The organism is Neoroseomonas alkaliterrae, assembly GCF_014199195.1.
In the GTDB taxonomy this organism is placed as follows: domain Bacteria; phylum Pseudomonadota; class Alphaproteobacteria; order Acetobacterales; family Acetobacteraceae; genus Neoroseomonas; species Neoroseomonas alkaliterrae.
In genome coordinates, this window is sequence record NZ_JACIJE010000002.1 from 265801 (window position 1) to 279523 (window position 13723).

At 75.3% G+C, this 13723-nt stretch carries 10 protein-coding genes; 6 read left to right on the plus strand and 4 right to left on the minus strand.

All coding sequences use genetic code 11. The features are described from left to right. Positions 1 to 177: 177 nt before the first annotated feature. Positions 178 to 1155 carry a Bug family tripartite tricarboxylate transporter substrate binding protein gene (locus tag FHS88_RS04685; RefSeq protein ID WP_184481807.1) on the plus strand — a complete coding sequence of 326 codons (978 nt, stop codon included), beginning with the start codon at positions 178 to 180 and terminating at the stop codon, positions 1153 to 1155. Between the two features lie 108 nt (positions 1156 to 1263). On the opposite strand, the gene FHS88_RS04690 is transcribed toward FHS88_RS04685, so the two are convergent. Both FHS88_RS04690 and FHS88_RS04695 read right to left on the minus strand, forming a co-directional pair. After that, complete coding sequence (locus tag FHS88_RS04690; protein WP_184481809.1) at positions 1264 to 2868, minus strand: GMC family oxidoreductase; 1605 nt, start codon at positions 2866 to 2868, stop codon at positions 1264 to 1266. A gap of 78 nt (positions 2869 to 2946) precedes the next feature. Beyond that, the gene (locus FHS88_RS04695; protein ID WP_184481811.1) at positions 2947 to 3891 is read right to left on the minus strand and encodes a LysR family transcriptional regulator; all 945 of its coding nucleotides are present in this window, start codon (positions 3889 to 3891) and stop codon (positions 2947 to 2949) included. 106 nt (positions 3892 to 3997) lie between these two features. Here FHS88_RS04695 and FHS88_RS04700 point away from each other — a divergent pair, with 106 nt between their 5' ends. Beyond that, on the plus strand, positions 3998 to 4438 hold the full coding sequence (locus FHS88_RS04700; RefSeq protein WP_456306772.1) for a DoxX family protein: 441 nt from the start codon (positions 3998 to 4000) through the stop codon (positions 4436 to 4438). Positions 4439 to 4469: 31 nt separating this feature from the next. Here the strand turns inward: FHS88_RS04700 and FHS88_RS04705 are convergent, their stop codons facing one another. Further along, a complete protein-coding gene (locus FHS88_RS04705; RefSeq protein WP_184481813.1) occupies positions 4470 to 9146 on the minus strand; it encodes an NAD-glutamate dehydrogenase in 4677 nt (1558 codons plus the stop codon). A gap of 96 nt (positions 9147 to 9242) precedes the next feature. Here FHS88_RS04705 and FHS88_RS04710 point away from each other — a divergent pair, with 96 nt between their 5' ends. From FHS88_RS04710 to FHS88_RS04725, 4 genes are all read left to right on the plus strand, one after another. Further along, positions 9243 to 10487 (plus strand): cupin domain-containing protein, encoded by a 1245-nt coding sequence (locus FHS88_RS04710; RefSeq protein WP_184481815.1) that lies wholly within the window; start codon positions 9243 to 9245, stop codon positions 10485 to 10487. Then, positions 10484 to 10909, plus strand: coding sequence for an OmpA family protein (locus FHS88_RS04715; protein WP_184481817.1), 426 nt, complete (start codon positions 10484 to 10486; stop codon positions 10907 to 10909). Before FHS88_RS04710 ends, FHS88_RS04715 begins: the two co-directional genes overlap by 4 nt. A 101-nt stretch (positions 10910 to 11010) precedes the next feature. Next, a complete protein-coding gene (locus FHS88_RS04720) occupies positions 11011 to 12486 on the plus strand; it encodes a hypothetical protein (RefSeq protein ID WP_184481819.1) in 1476 nt (491 codons plus the stop codon). Next, complete coding sequence (locus tag FHS88_RS04725; RefSeq protein WP_184481821.1) at positions 12483 to 13307, plus strand: hypothetical protein; 825 nt, start codon at positions 12483 to 12485, stop codon at positions 13305 to 13307. The genes FHS88_RS04720 and FHS88_RS04725 overlap by 4 nt, the downstream gene beginning before the upstream one ends. Before the next feature lie 14 nt (positions 13308 to 13321). Here the strand turns inward: FHS88_RS04725 and FHS88_RS21050 are convergent, their stop codons facing one another. Beyond that, positions 13322 to 13450 (minus strand): hypothetical protein, encoded by a 129-nt coding sequence (locus FHS88_RS21050; RefSeq protein WP_272872797.1) that lies wholly within the window; start codon positions 13448 to 13450, stop codon positions 13322 to 13324. Positions 13451 to 13723 lie beyond the last annotated feature (273 nt).

A 13723-nucleotide genomic window follows, 5' to 3' on the forward strand; every position in this document is an offset into this window, starting at 1 on the left:
GCGCCGGGGGCGCGCCGCGCCCGCGGCGCGACGGCACGGGGCATGTGCGGCCTGCTTAGCACGGCCGCGGCCCATGCGACACGATGCCTTGTGCGCGGCCGCCGCCGCGCCACCTCTCTGCCGCCGGCCCGCCGGCCAATGCCGCACACGCGCTTCACGTCGTCCTGGGAGCTTCCGATGATCCATGCCACGCGCCGCGCGACGCTCACCGCGGCCGCCACCCTGCCCTTCGCCGCCCGCGGCGTCCGCGCGCAGGATTGGGCCCCGCGCGAGACGATCCGCCTGATCAACCCCTTCGCCCCGGGCGGCTCGCCCGACATCCTGGCGCGCGTCATGGCGCCGCACATGCAGGGCTTCCTCGGCCAGCCGATGGTGGTCGAGAACCGGCCCGGCGCGGGGGCTGCGGTGGGCACGCGCTCGGTCGCGACGGCGCGGCCAGACGGGCACACGGTGCTGCTGGCGCCGATCTCCTCCGTCATCGCGCCCTTCATGATGCGCGATCCGGGCTATGCGCTGTCCGACTTCAAGCCGGTCTCGCTGCTGGCCACCACGCCCTTCGTGCTGGTGGCGCGGCCGGGGCTGTTCGCCGATGTGCGCGCCTGGGATGCGGCGGTGCGCGCCAATCCCGGGCGCTACAAGGCGGCGACCGGCGGGCCGGGAACGCCGCACCAGCTCGCCGCCGTGCTCTACCAGTCCATGTCCGGGGCCGACTTCACGCTGGTGAACTACCGCGGCACCGCCCCGGCGCTGACCGACATCCGCGCCGGCACGGTGGAGTTCATGTTCGCCGACATGCCCGCGACCATGGGCCAGGTGCGCGACGGCGCGCTGCAGGCGCTCGCGGTGAACACGCCGCAGCGCGTGCCCGCCCTGCCCGACGTGCCGACCATGGCCGAGACCGTCGCGCCCGGCTTCGAGGCCAATTCCTGGGTGATGTGGTGGGTGCCGGCCGCCACGCCGGATGCCGTGGTGAACCGCCTGAACGCGGCGGCGCGCCACGCCCTGGCGCAGCCCGACGTGCGCGCCCGCGTGGCCGAGGTGGGCTTCGTCGGCGCCGGGGGATCGGATGTCGCGGCCGCGCAGGCGCATCTGCGCGGCGAGGCGGAGAAGTGGAGCGCGCTGATCCGCGCGCGCGGGCTGCGCTTCGACGATTGATGCGCTCCGCGCGAGGGACCGCGCGCGACGCCGGCAGGCGGGGCGTGCGGGACCGGTGATGCGCCGGCCGGGCGAGGGCCGATCCCGCCTTCGCCCGGCGCGCGGCGTTCACCCGGCGCGCATGTCCTCCGCGATCAGGTCCGCCGCCTTCTCCGCGACCGAAAGCACCGTCGCGTTGATGTTGCACACCGGGATGTCCGGGAAGACCGAGGCATCCGCCACGCGCAGCCCCTCGATGCCGCGCAGCCGCAGCCGCGCATCGAGTGGTGCCGCGGCATCGCCGCCCATGCGCACCGTGCAGCACGGGTGATAGACCGTGCCGCCGGTCTCGCGCGCGAAGGCGAGCAGCGCCTCGTCGCTCTCCGCCGCCGGTCCAGGCCGCACCTCGCCCGCCACGATGCCGCGCAGCGGCGCCGCGGCCATCCAGCGCCGCGCGAGGCGCATGCCGCGCAGCAGGCATTCCTCATCCGCGCGCTCGGTCAGGAAGCGCGGCGCGATCGCCGGCGCGTCCTCGGCGCGCGGGGAACGCAGCGTGACCGTGCCGCGGCTCTGCGGCCGGCATTGCCAGACGCCAAGCGTGAAGCCGGGCTCCCTCTCCGGCACGCCGATGCGGCCCTCCGCCCAGGAGATCGGGCCGCCGTTGATCTGCACGTCCGGCGCCTCCAGCCCCTCCTGCGTGCGCGCGAAGAGCGACATCATCCCCGGCGACCAGGTCAGCACGCCCTTGCCGGCGAAGGCCCAGCGCAGCACCTCGAGGCCGAGGCGCGGCCAGACGATGCGGCGGTTCGCCGACCAGCGGTGATCGGCCAGGCGGAAGGTCAGCCGCGCGATGTAGTGGTCCTGCAGGTTGCGCCCGACGCCCGGTGCATCGAGCAGCGTCGCGATGCCGTGGCGTTGCAGCTCGTCCCCGGGGCCGATGCCGGAGAGCATCAGCAGATGCGGCGAGCCGATCGCACCAGCCGCGAGCACCACCCCGAAGCGCGCGCGCAGGATGCGTTCCTCGCCGCCGCGGCGGATCGCCACGCCGGCCGCGCGGCCCTGCTCGATCACCAGGCGCAGCGCCAGCGCCTCGTCGATCACCGTGAGGTTCGGCCGCGAGAGCGCCGGCACCAGGTAGGCCCGCGCCGCCGAGATGCGCCTCTGGCCGCGGCGCGTCTGCTGGAAGGTGGCGAAGCCCTCGCGCCGCGGGCCGTTCATGTCCTCATTCACGGGCAGGCCGATCGCCTGCGCGGCGGCGGCGAATTCGCGCAGCAGGGCGGGCGTCTCGGCGAGGTGCTCGACCGGCTGCGGGCCCTGCGTGCCGCGCCCCTCGCCGCCGCCGGCGAAGGCCTCGTGGCGCATGAAGTAGGGCAGGAGATCCTCCCAGCCCCAGCCCGTGCAGCCCTTCTGCGCCCAAAGGTCGTAGTCCGACGGATGCCCGCGCACATGGCCGAGCCCGTTGATGGAGGAGGAACCGCCCCAGACCCGCCCGCGCGGGTAGTCGAGCGTGCGCCCGCCCGTCGCGGCGTCCGGCTCGGTGCGGAAGCCCCAGGTCAGCCGCGGATGGCCGAGGATGCGCGCATAGCCCGCCGGGATGTGGATGTAGGGATGGCGGTCGCGGCCGCCGGCCTCGATCACCGCGACGCTGGCGCGCCCGTCGGCGGAGAGCCGGTTCGCGAGCACGCAGCCCGCGCTGCCCGCGCCGACGATCACATGGTCGAATGTCTGCTCCATGCGGCGCATGGGAGCGCGGCGCGGCGCGGCGGTCCAGGGCGGGAAGGCGCGGCCTGGCGCCGGGCGCCCCGGACGCGCTCAATCCGCTGCCGGGGAGGCAGCCCCTTCGACCGCCGGCACCTCCCGCGCCACCGCCAGCATCAGGCGCCGCAGCCAGGCGTGGCCGGCGTCGCTCTCGAAGCGCCGGTGGAAGATCATGGACAGCCGCGTGTGCCGGATCTCGACCGGGCATTCGCGCAGCACGAGGCCATGCGCCTGCGCCAGCCGCATCGCCAGCCGCGCGGAGAGCGTCATCACCATGTCCGTGCGCTGCAGGATCTCGGGCGCGGCCGAGAGATGGGCGACGACCGCGCCGAGCCGCCGCCGCTTGCCGCGCGCGGCGAGCGCGGCATCCAGCGCGCCGTCGCGCGAGCCGTTGGGCGAATGCAGCAGATGCGGGAAGCCGATGACGCGATCCTCGGTCAGCACGCCGGTGGCGAGCGGATGCCCCGGGCGCATCAGCGTCATGAAGCCCTCGGGCAGCAGGCGGATGCGGGTGTAGATCGCCGGCGGCTCGGGCAGCACGGCGATGGCGAGTTCCGCCTCGCCGCGCTCGAGCAGCGCCTGCCAGTTGGTGCGGTCAGCGTGGCGGATGGCGAGCAGCGCGCCCGGCGCCTCCTGCGCCATGCGCGCGAGCAGCGGCGGGGCGAGCACCGCCTCGGCGTATTCCGACAGCGCGACGGTGAAGACGCGGTCGGTGCTCGCCGGGTCGAATGGCGCATGGACGGCGAGCGTGTCGCGCAGCCGGTCGAGCACCTCGGCGACCGGCCCGGCGAGGGCGAGGGCGAGCTCCGTCGGCTCGACCCCGCCGGGGCGGCGGAGGAACAGCTCGTCGCCCAGCGCCGCCCGCAGCCGCGCCAGCGCGTTGGAGACCGCGGGCTGGGAGAGGTTCAGCCGCTGCGCCGCGCGGGTGACGTGCCGCTCGCGCGCCACCGCGTCGAACACCCGCAGCAGGTTCAGGTCGAGGGTCGCAAGGTCGGCCATTGCCGCCGGTGATGATGGACGTTCCGCCCTTCCGTTGGAAGGCGCCCGACCCGCGGGCGCATGGTCCCGCCACTTGAGGCCGCGGGGCCTCTGCCGAAGAAGGACCATGACGATGACGGATGTGAAGACGACGACGCCCTATGCCGCGCTACTGCTGCGCGTGAGCATGGGCGTGATGTTCCTTGCCCATGGCGGGCTGCTCAAGATCGGGACCTTCGGCCTGGCGGGCACGATGGGCTTCTTCGGCTCGCTCGGCTATCCGCCGGTGCTCGGCGCAATCGTCGCCTTCGCCGAGGTGGGCGCGGGCATCGCCCTCATCCTCGGCGTGGGCGTGCGCGCCGTGAGCCTGCTGGCGCTGCCGATCATGATCGGCGCCACCATCCAGCACCTGCCGGCGGGCTGGCTGTTCAGCGCCCAGGGCGGCGGCTGGGAGTTCCCCGCCTTCTGGACGGCCGCGCTGCTGGTGCAGGCGGGGCTCGGCGCGGGCGCCCATGCGCTGGACCTGCGGCGGCTGCTCGGCCGGCAGGGTCCTGCCGCGGCGGCGTGATGCCGCCGGGCGCGCCCCGCCGCGGGGCGCATCACGCCAGGTTCGCGAGCGCGCGTGCCGCGACGGTGGCGGCGGCGAGGTCGCGCGCCGCGGCGGCGTCGCGCACCAGCGCCGCGACGGCTGCCGCGCGGGCGGGGTCGGCGGCGCCGCCTGCCAGCCGCTGCGCGGCGAGCCGCGCCTGCGCCGCCGCAATGTCCTCGGCCAGCGTCGCGCGCGCACGCGGGCCGAAGGCGCCCGGCGCCGGGGCCGCGGCCAGGGCCGCGCGCAGCGCGTCGAGCGCGAAATCCTGCTCTACCGCCGACCAGGCCGCGGCGGCGGTCGTCACCTCGACGCCGGCGCGCGCGGCGAGGCGCACCACCGCCGGCGCGGCCACCAGGCGCGGCGCCGCGGCGGCCAGCGCCGCAGCCGCCTCGGGCAAGCCTGGGGCGAGGTTCTCGCGCGGGGCGAGGGCGGTGAGCGCCGCGATGCCGGGGCGCAGCGTCGCCAGCACATCGGCGAGCGGCGCGGGCGGCAGCGCCAGGAGGTCCTGCGCGGCGCCTTCCTGCAACTGCCGCAGCGCGAGCTGCGCGGCCAGGCGCGCATCGGCCGGCGCCTCGGCCGCGTCGATCGCGTCGAAGGCCGCTTCCAGGCCGAAGGCCTCGCTGGCGAGCAGCGCGGCGCGGCAGGCGGCGGCGGGTTCGGCCGCCAGCGTCAGCCGCGCGATGCCCGCGCAACCCAGCCGGTTGGCCGCCTGGTTGGCGAGGATGGTCGCGAGCAGTTCGCGCCGCAGCCGGTGCCGCTCGATGAAGCGGCGATAGGTCTCGCGCAGCGGCGCCGGGAAATAGGCGGCGAGCAGCGGCAGCAGCGCCGGGTCCTCGGTCAGCGCATCCCCGGCCAGCGCATCGGTCAGCCAGAGCTTGGCGAAGGGCAGCAGGGCGGCGATCTCCGGCCGCGTCAGCGGGTCCGCCGCGCCGATGCGCCGCGCCATGGCGGCCGCATCGGGCAGGCCCGCCACCGCGCGGTCGAGCAGCCCGGCCGATTCGAGCCTTTCCATCAGCGCCGCCTGGGCGGGCAGGGCCTCGGCGCCGGCCATCTGCTCGAGGCTGACGGCGAGCGACTGCAAGTGGTTGTCGCGCAGCACCAGGGTGGCGACCTCGTCGGTCATGGCGCGCAGCAATTCGTCGCGGTTGCGGCGCGTCAGCACGCCCTCGGCCTCGGCATCGGCGAGCAGGATCTTGATGTTCACCTCGTGGTCGGAGGTCGAGACGCCGGCGGAGTTGTCGAGCGCGTCGGTGTTGATCCGCACGCCCTGGCGCGCGGCCTCGATGCGGCCGGCCTGGGTGACGCCGAGATTGGCGCCCTCGCCCACCACGCGGGCGCGGATCTCGCGCCCGTCCACGCGGATCGCATCATTGGCGCGGTCGCCGGCATCGGCGTGGGTTTCAGTGCTCGCCTTCACATAGGTGCCGATGCCGCCGAAGTAGAGCAGGTCCACCTCCATGCGCAGGATCGCGCGCATGATCTCGGCCGGTTCGGCGCGCTCGGCGGCGATGCCCAGCATCGCCCGCGCCTGCGGGCTCAACGGCAGCGACTTGGCGTTGCGCGGGAAGACGCCGCCGCCCTCGCTGATCAGCCGTGCCTCGTAGTCGGCCCAGGAGGAGCGCGGCAGGCGGAACAGCCGCTCGCGCTCGGCGTAGGAGGCCTCGGGGTCCGGGTCGGGGTCGAGGAAGATGTGGCGGTGGTCGAAGGCGGCGCGCAGCCGGGTCTTGCGCGAGACGAGCAGGCCGTTGCCGAAGACGTCGCCCGACATGTCGCCCACGCCCACCATGTCGAAGGGCGCGTCCTGCACCGAGCGGCCGAGCACTTCCTGGAAGTGGCGGTCGATCATCACCCAGGCGCCGCGCGCGGTGATGCCCATGCCCTTGTGGTCGTAGCCGGCCGACCCGCCCGAGGCGAAGGCGTCGCCGAGCCAGAAGCCGTATTCGGCCGAGAGCGCATTGGCGATGTCGCTGAAGGTCGCGGTGCCCTTGTCGGCGGCGGCGACGATGTAGGGATCGTCCCCGTCGCGGCGCACGATGCCTTCGGGGGTGACGACCTCGGTGCCGCGGTAGTTGTCGGTCAGGTCGAGCATGCCGCGCACCAGCATGCGGTAGCAGGCGACGCCCTCGGCCTGGAACGCCTCGCGATCGCTCGCAGGTGGCGGGTGCTTCAGCACGAAGCCGCCCTTCGCGCCGGTGGGCACGATGATGACGTTCTTCAGCACCTGCGCCTTCATCAGCCCGAGGATTTCGGTGCGGAAATCCTCGCGCCGGTCGGACCAGCGGATGCCGCCGCGCGCGACCGGCCCGCCGCGCAGGTGGCAGCCTTCCATGCGCACGGAATGGACGAAGATCTCGCGCCAGGGCCGGGGCTGCGGCATCTCGCCCGCGCGCGCGCTGTCGAGCTTGAGCGCGAGGTAGTCCTTGCCCTGGAAGAAGTTGGTCCGCAGCACCGCATCCAGGACGAGGCGCAGGCGCGCGAGGATGCGGTCCTCGTCCGGGTTCTCCACGCCTTCGAGCAGCGTCGCCCAGGCGGCTTCGGCGGCGGTGGTGTCGCGCTCCGTCGCGGCGGGGTCGAAGCGGCGGCGGAAGATCTCGACCAGCAGCCGCGCGGCCTCGGGCTGCGCGGCGAGCGCGGCCTCGACCGAGCCCTGGGCGAAGGGGAAGCCCACCTGCTTGAGCCAGCGGAACAGCGCGCGCAGCAGCCAGCATTCGCGCCAGCCGAGGCCCGCGCGCAGCACCAGCCGGTTGAACCCGTCGGTCTCGGTCGCGCCGTCGAGCAGCGCCGACAGTGCGCCGAGGATCTCGCCGAAGCGGTCCTCCGGGCAATCCGCCCCGGCTTCGAGGCGATAGACGTGCAGCACCACCTCCGGCCCGCCGGCCGGCGTCAGATGGTGAGGCTGTTCCTCGACGGCGCGCAGGTCGAGGCTCTCGAACAGCGGCAACGCATCGGCCAGCGGCAGCGGCCCGCCGGGATTGGCGAGGCGCAGCGTCAGCGTGCGCGCATCCGCACCCGGCGCGCGCAGGAGGTCGGCGCGCGGCCGGCCCGCCGCGATGGCGCGCTCGGCGAGCATGATATCGGCCACGCCCTGCGCCCCCGTCGCGCTCTCGCGGTAGGCGGCGGGGAAGGCGTCGCGCCAGCGCGCGAGGCGGGTCGCGGCCTCGGCCTCGCCCTCGATGCCCGCCAGCGCCTCGGCGAGCCGTTCCCCGAAGCCGCGCGCTGCCTGGGCGATGGCGCTCTCGAGCGCGGATGTCTCCACCGCCGGGACCGCGCCCGGCGTGGTGGCCACGATGTAGTGCACGCGCGCGAGCGGCGCGTCGCCGAGGGCGATGTAGAAGGCCGAGAGCCTGCCGCCATGCGCGCGCGCGATGATCTGCCCGATGCGCTCGCGCAGCCGCGTGTCGAAGGTGTCGCGTGGCAGCCAGGCGATGGCGGAGACGAAGCGCTCGAACGGGTCGCGCCGGATGGTCAGCGCCGCGCGCGGCCGGATCGAGAGATCGAGCGCGAGGCGCGCGCCGTCGAGGATCGCGGCATCCGGCGCCTGGAACAGCTCGTCGCGCGGCCAGGTGTCGAGGATGTTGCGCAGCGCGCGGCCGTCATGGCTGTCCGCCTCGACGCCGGCGAGGTCGAGGATGCGCTCCACCTTCCGGCGCAGCAGCGGGATCGAGCGCGGGTTGCGGTTGTAGGCCGCCGCGGCGAAGAGGCCGAGGAAGAGCCGCCCGCCAACGACCCGCCCGGCATCGTCGAAGATGCGCGTCGCGATCACGTCGGCATGCTGCGGGCGGTGCACGGTCGCGCGCATGTTGGCCTTGGCGACCGTGACCGGCATGGGCTGGGACAGTGCCTCGCGCACGGCGGGCGGGATGGAGGCGAGGTCGCGCAGCGCGTCGAAGACCGGCAGGGCGGGATCGGCGAGGATGCCGAGGTTCTCCTCCGGCGCGACGCTGATCGCGCCGTCCGCGCCGAGCGCGAAGCGGCGATGGCCGAGCAGGACGAAGTTGTCCTCGGTCAGCCATTCGAGGAAGGCCGCGGCCTCCTCGGCCTCGGGCCCGCCGAGGCGCGCGGCTTCGGCCCCGGCGGCCTTCATCAGCGCGAGCATGGCCGGGAAGGCGGTCACCGCGGCGCGGACATCGGCCATGGCGCGGGCAAGAGCGGCCTCCAGCGCCGCGAGCCCCTCGGGCGGGCGGCCCGCCTGGCCCGAGAGCACCGGCGCGGCGGCGCCGAGGACGACGCGCATCATGCTCTCGCGCGCAGGCGCGGCGGCGTCGAGGGCGACGAGCCGCCCCGCCGCATCGCGCCTGACGCGCAGGATCGGGTGCAGCAGCGAGGCGACCGACCGCCCGTGCAGGGCGAGCGCGGCCAGCACCGAATCGACCAGGAAGGGCATGTCGTCGGTGACGATCTCGGCGACCGGGCGGGGGCCGGTGGCCGGGCCCGCGGGCAGCACGCGCACCTTGGCCGTGCCGGGGGTGCGCTCGCGCGCGAAGGCGAAGAGGCTCGCCGCCGCGGCGGCCAGGGCCTCGGGCGGGGTGGCGGCGAGTTCGGCGGTCGGCACCGCGGCGTGCAGGGCCCGCAGCAGATGCGCGGCATCGGGCGGCAGGTCCGGGGCGAGGGCCGCAAGGGCCTCCCCGGCCGCGCGCAGGACCTCCTCGCGCGTGGTGTCGCTCGGCGCTGCGGTGTCGTTCGCCATGGCGTCCTCCAGCCTTTGTCCGGAGCCTGCGCCGCCGGGCGCCCGCGCGTCCAGCCTGCGGCTGACGCCGGGGCTCGCGGAGGCTAGACTGCACCCATGACCATGACGTTGCAGGACCTTCTCGCGCCCGTGACGCCGGAGCGCTTCTTCGCCGAGTTCCACGACCGGCAGCCGCTGCACATCCAGGGCCATGCGGGCAAGTTCGCCGCGGTGCTGGACTGGGCGGGCATCAACCGGCTGCTCGGCATGACGCATATCTGGACCGAGCAGAGCCTGAAGCTGGTGCTCGACAGCGTCACGGTGCCGCCGGCGCAATACAGCGTGAAGGCCGTCTCGCGCGACAACGCCCAGGTGCTGCAGCCGCTCGCGCCCAAGGTGATGGAATGGGTCGCGCGCGGCGCCTCGGTCGTGATGAACGACGTGGACAGCCTCACCCCGGGCCTCGCCTCGGTCTCCGAGGCGCTGGAGGGCGCGGGGCTGGGGAAGGCGCAGGCCAACGTCTACATCTCGTTCCAGTCCCACAAGGCCTTCCATTCCCACTACGACACCCACGACGTCTGGGCCGTGCAGGTCGAGGGCGAGAAGACCTGGAACATCTGGGAGGGCCGCGCCGACTACCCCATCCCGCACCCCGTCTTCCGCGGCCAGGGCCAGGAGCACCACGACCGCGCCAAGGGCGCGCTGCGCGCGAAGGTCACGCTGCGCAAGGGCGACCTGCTCTACCTGCCGCGCGGCTGGTATCACGACGCGCTGGCCGAGGCGCCGAACTCCGTCCATGTCGCCTACGGCGTGCACGCCCCGCTCGGCATGGACGTGCTGAACATCCTGCATGAGCGCGCGCTCTACGAGAGCCTCTTCCGCCAGCCCCTGCCGCGGCAGGACGGCAGCGCGCCGGCGCGCTACGCGCTGGCGCAGCGCCTGGCCGCGCTCGGCGCGCGGCTGACCGAGCTCGCCCGCGACCCCAAGGTGGTCGAGGTGATCGAGGGCTTCATCCGCGACTACCGCTTCCAGCGCGGCGGCTACGACCTGCTCGCCGCGCGCGGCGAGGCGCCGCTTCCCGCGCCGCCGCCCCAGCCGGTCCAGGCCGCGCCGGCCGCGCCCGCCGGGCCGCGCTTCCGCGTCGCCGAGGCCGGCGCCAAGCCGGTCCGCCGCGGCGCCGAGTTCGCGCTGAAGACCGCGAGCGGGGTCATCCCGATGAGCTACGCCGAGGCCGAGGCCTCGACCTGGATCCTCGCCCGCCCGGCGATCGCCGAGGAGGAGCTGCGCGCCGCCTATCCCGGCGTGGACGCGGCGGCGCTGATCGCGCGGCTGACGGAGGCGGGGGTGCTCGCCGCGGCATGATCCGCGCGCTCGCCGCCCTGCTGCTGATGGCCGCGCCGGCCGCCGCGCAGCCGGTGGCGGCGTTCAACTGCGTCGGCGCCGAACGCATCGAGGACGACGTCTTCGCCGTGCCCTTCGCGCGCGGATCCGCCCGCATCACCGACGAGGCGCGGGCGGCGCTCGCCGCCGCCGAGGAGGTCCTGCGCGCCGATCCCGCCCGCGTCGCCTGCCTGCTCGGCCATGCCGGTCAGGAGGGCGGGGCGAGCACCTCGATCCGCCTCGCGGCGGAGCGGGCGCGCGCCGTCGCCGCCGCCCTCGCGGCGCGCGGCATCGCCCCGGAGCGGCTGCGGGCCGAGGCGCGCAGCGCGCAGTTCAGCCCCCGCGTCCGGGCCGCCGAGCCGCCCTCGCGCACCGTCAGCATCGTGGTCCTGCCGGCGCCCTGACCGCCGCCCGTTGCGGGCGGTTGCGCCCGGCGTCGCTTTTCCCGCCGACCGTGTCCTCGCTGCGCTTGCGAAGCGCGCGCGCGACCACGATCCTTGCGCCCGTGAGTCCCCCCGAAAGGCCCTTCATGCGCCTGCCGTCGCTGGCGATGGCCGCCTGCCTCGCCCTGCTTGCCCTGCCGAGCCTCGCCCAGTCCCCCCAGCGGCAGCCCGCCGCGCCGCCCGTGCGCGAGCGCGAGGCCACCATCGTCAACCAGTCCGGCCAGACCCTCCGGGAACTCTACGCGGCCCCGGTGGGGGGCGCGGAGTTCGGCCCCGACCTGCTCGGCGCCGATACCGTGCCCGACCGCGGATCCTTCCGCGCCCGCATCCCCGACGCGGCCTGCGACATCGAGTTCCGCGCGATCTACCAGGACGGGACGGAGGAGCGGCGGCGGCAGAACATCTGCCAGAACCGCCGCGTGCAGTTCGGCGACCCCGGCATCCCGCTGCGCGAGGCCACCATCCGCAACGAGACGGACATGGTGCTGCTCCAGCTCTTCGCCGCGCCGCCCAACGCGCCGGGACGCGGGCCGGACCGGCTGGGCGAGGGCGTGATCGCGGCGGGGCGCGAGATGCGCATCCGCCTCGGCCGCACGCGCGACTGCGTCTTCGACATCACCGCGGTCTACGAGGACGGGGAGGAGGAAAGCCGCGCCGGCGTCAATCTCTGCCGCGATGCGCGCGTGACCTTCGGCGACCCCAATGCGCCGCGGCGCGAGGCGCGGGTCAGCAACAGTTCCGACCGCATGATCCGCGAGTTCTACGCCTCCCACCGCGCGCCGCAGCTCTGGGGTCCGGACCGCCTGGGCAACGACATGCTGCCGCCCGGCGGCAACTTCATGCTGCGCCTGCGCGGCGCGCCCTGCCTGTGGGATCTGCGCGCGGTCTACGAGGACGACGCCGAGGAGACGAAGACCGGCGTGGACCTCTGCGCGAACCGCGAGATCGCCTTCGACGGCTCCGGCGCGCCGCGCCCGCCCGAGCGCCGCGTCAGCCTGGTCAACCGCCACGCAGCGATGGTGCAGGAGGTCTATCTCTCCGCCCCGACGGAGGAGGATTGGGGCCCCGACCGCCTGGGCGAGGAGGTGCTGCCGCGCGGCGCCCGCCGCGAGGTCTCGGCCCGGCTGCGCGACTGCGAGGCCGATATCCGCATCGTCTTCGAGGACCGCCGCGCCGCCGAGGAGCGCGCCGGCATCAATCTCTGCGAGGTCGCGGTGATCGTCCTGCGGCCCGGCTGGACGCTGGCCGACCGGCTCGACGAGGGCGAGCCGCAGGACACCGGCCCACGTCCCGGCAGCCTGCGCCTGCGCAACGCGGCGGAGGTGCCGGTCGCCGAGCTCTACGCCGACCCGCCTGGCGCGCCGCGCGGTCCTGACCGCCTCGGACGCACGGTGCTGGGCGTGGGCGAGACGCTCGACTTCGCGCCGCCCGATGGCGGGGAATGCGTTGCGGACCTGGTCGCGGTGTTCCGCGACGGCCGTGAACTGCGCCTGCCCGGCACCGACCTCTGCGCGGGCGTGGAGCTGGTGCTGCAATGAGGCGGCTGCTGCTCGCCATGGCGCTCCTCGCCGCCGCCCCGGTCGCCGCGCAGGGCGTGCCGGAGGCGCTGCGCGGCAGCTGGGCCGAGGGCGAATGCGCCGCGCCCGCCGCGATCCTGCACCTCACCGCGCGTTCGGCGGTGCGGCTGCCCGCCGAGGGCGAGGCGCGGCTGTTCCGCTTCCGCTCCCTGCGGATGCACGACGAATGGCATGTCGGCACCGGCGGCGGGGCGGAGGCGCCGCGGCTGATGCTGCGCGCCGCCGGGGATGCGCTCGACAGCGCGGAGCCCGACGCCAAGACGCGCGACGACCGCCTGCCTGGCGGCGCGCCGGTCACGCGCTGGCGGCGCTGCGCCGCCCCCACGCCGGGCTTCGCGCTGCTGCATGGCGAAGGGCTCGCCTTCCTTGCTGCGCTGGAGCGGATCGAGGCGGCCTGCCAGGGCGATGCCCCGCAGGCGTGCATCGCCGCGCTGGTCGCCGAGGCGGATGTCTCCGGCGACGGCGCGCTGAGCGTGGCCGAGATCGCGCGGCTCCTGCGCGCCGCCGCCTGGGCCATGGCGGTGCATGACGGCGCCGACCAGGGTGGCATCGCCGCCGCCGCCGGCCTCGGCGGCGTCGCCGCGCTGGCGGCCGCCCGGCTGCTGGTGGAGAGCCTGGATTTCGACGGCGACGGGCGCCTCTCCGCGGCCGAACTGGCGCAGGACCGGACGCGCTTCCCCGGCGCGGCCGGCAGCCCGGAGGGCCGGCCCGTCGCCATAGAGGCGCTGGCCTCGGGCGCGGGCCTGCTGCGCGGGTTCCTGGAGCGGCTGGCGGGCGAGTAGCGGCCCTTCGGCCGTCACCAGCCCCAATGGCCCCGCAGCGCCGCCGCCGCCTGCCGCAGGGTCGTCTCCGCGGCCGGGATGAAGCGGCCCATGGTCAGGCAGGCGTGCATCTGGTCCGCGAGGTGCAGATGCGCCACCGCCACGCGTCTCGCCGCGCAGCCGCGACACGATCTCCGCGACATCGCCCTGCATGGCCTCGACGCCTTCGGGCGGTGCGGGCTCGAGCGCGCGGCGGGTCAGCACCACGATGCGCTTGCCGGCATGGGGCCATGCCGCGAAGCCGCGCGCCTGGTCCCAGGTGACGCGCCCGGTGAGGATGGTGCCGATCCCGGCCAGGAACCCCGCCAGGCCGTCATCCTGAGCGTCGAACGGCGCGAGCCAGCCGATGCCGCCATCCGCATCCGCGAGGCAGCCAT

What these genes read in the sequence shown, in the direction of transcription:
- FHS88_RS04715 (WP_184481817.1), top strand. Translation starts at nt 10,484, where the DNA reads ATGATCCGCGCGCTCGCCGCCCTGCTGCTGATGGCCGCGCCGGCCGCC.
- FHS88_RS04705 (WP_184481813.1), bottom strand. Translation starts at nt 9,146, where the DNA reads ATGGCGAACGACACCGCAGCGCCGAGCGACACCACGCGCGAGGAGGTC.
- FHS88_RS04685 (WP_184481807.1), top strand. Translation starts at nt 178, where the DNA reads ATGATCCATGCCACGCGCCGCGCGACGCTCACCGCGGCCGCCACCCTG.
- FHS88_RS04700 (WP_456306772.1), top strand. Translation starts at nt 3,998, where the DNA reads ATGACGATGACGGATGTGAAGACGACGACGCCCTATGCCGCGCTACTG.
- FHS88_RS04710 (WP_184481815.1), top strand. Translation starts at nt 9,243, where the DNA reads ATGACCATGACGTTGCAGGACCTTCTCGCGCCCGTGACGCCGGAGCGC.
- FHS88_RS04695 (WP_184481811.1), bottom strand. Translation starts at nt 3,891, where the DNA reads ATGGCCGACCTTGCGACCCTCGACCTGAACCTGCTGCGGGTGTTCGAC.
- FHS88_RS04690 (WP_184481809.1), bottom strand. Translation starts at nt 2,868, where the DNA reads ATGGAGCAGACATTCGACCATGTGATCGTCGGCGCGGGCAGCGCGGGC.
- FHS88_RS04725 (WP_184481821.1), top strand. Translation starts at nt 12,483, where the DNA reads ATGAGGCGGCTGCTGCTCGCCATGGCGCTCCTCGCCGCCGCCCCGGTC.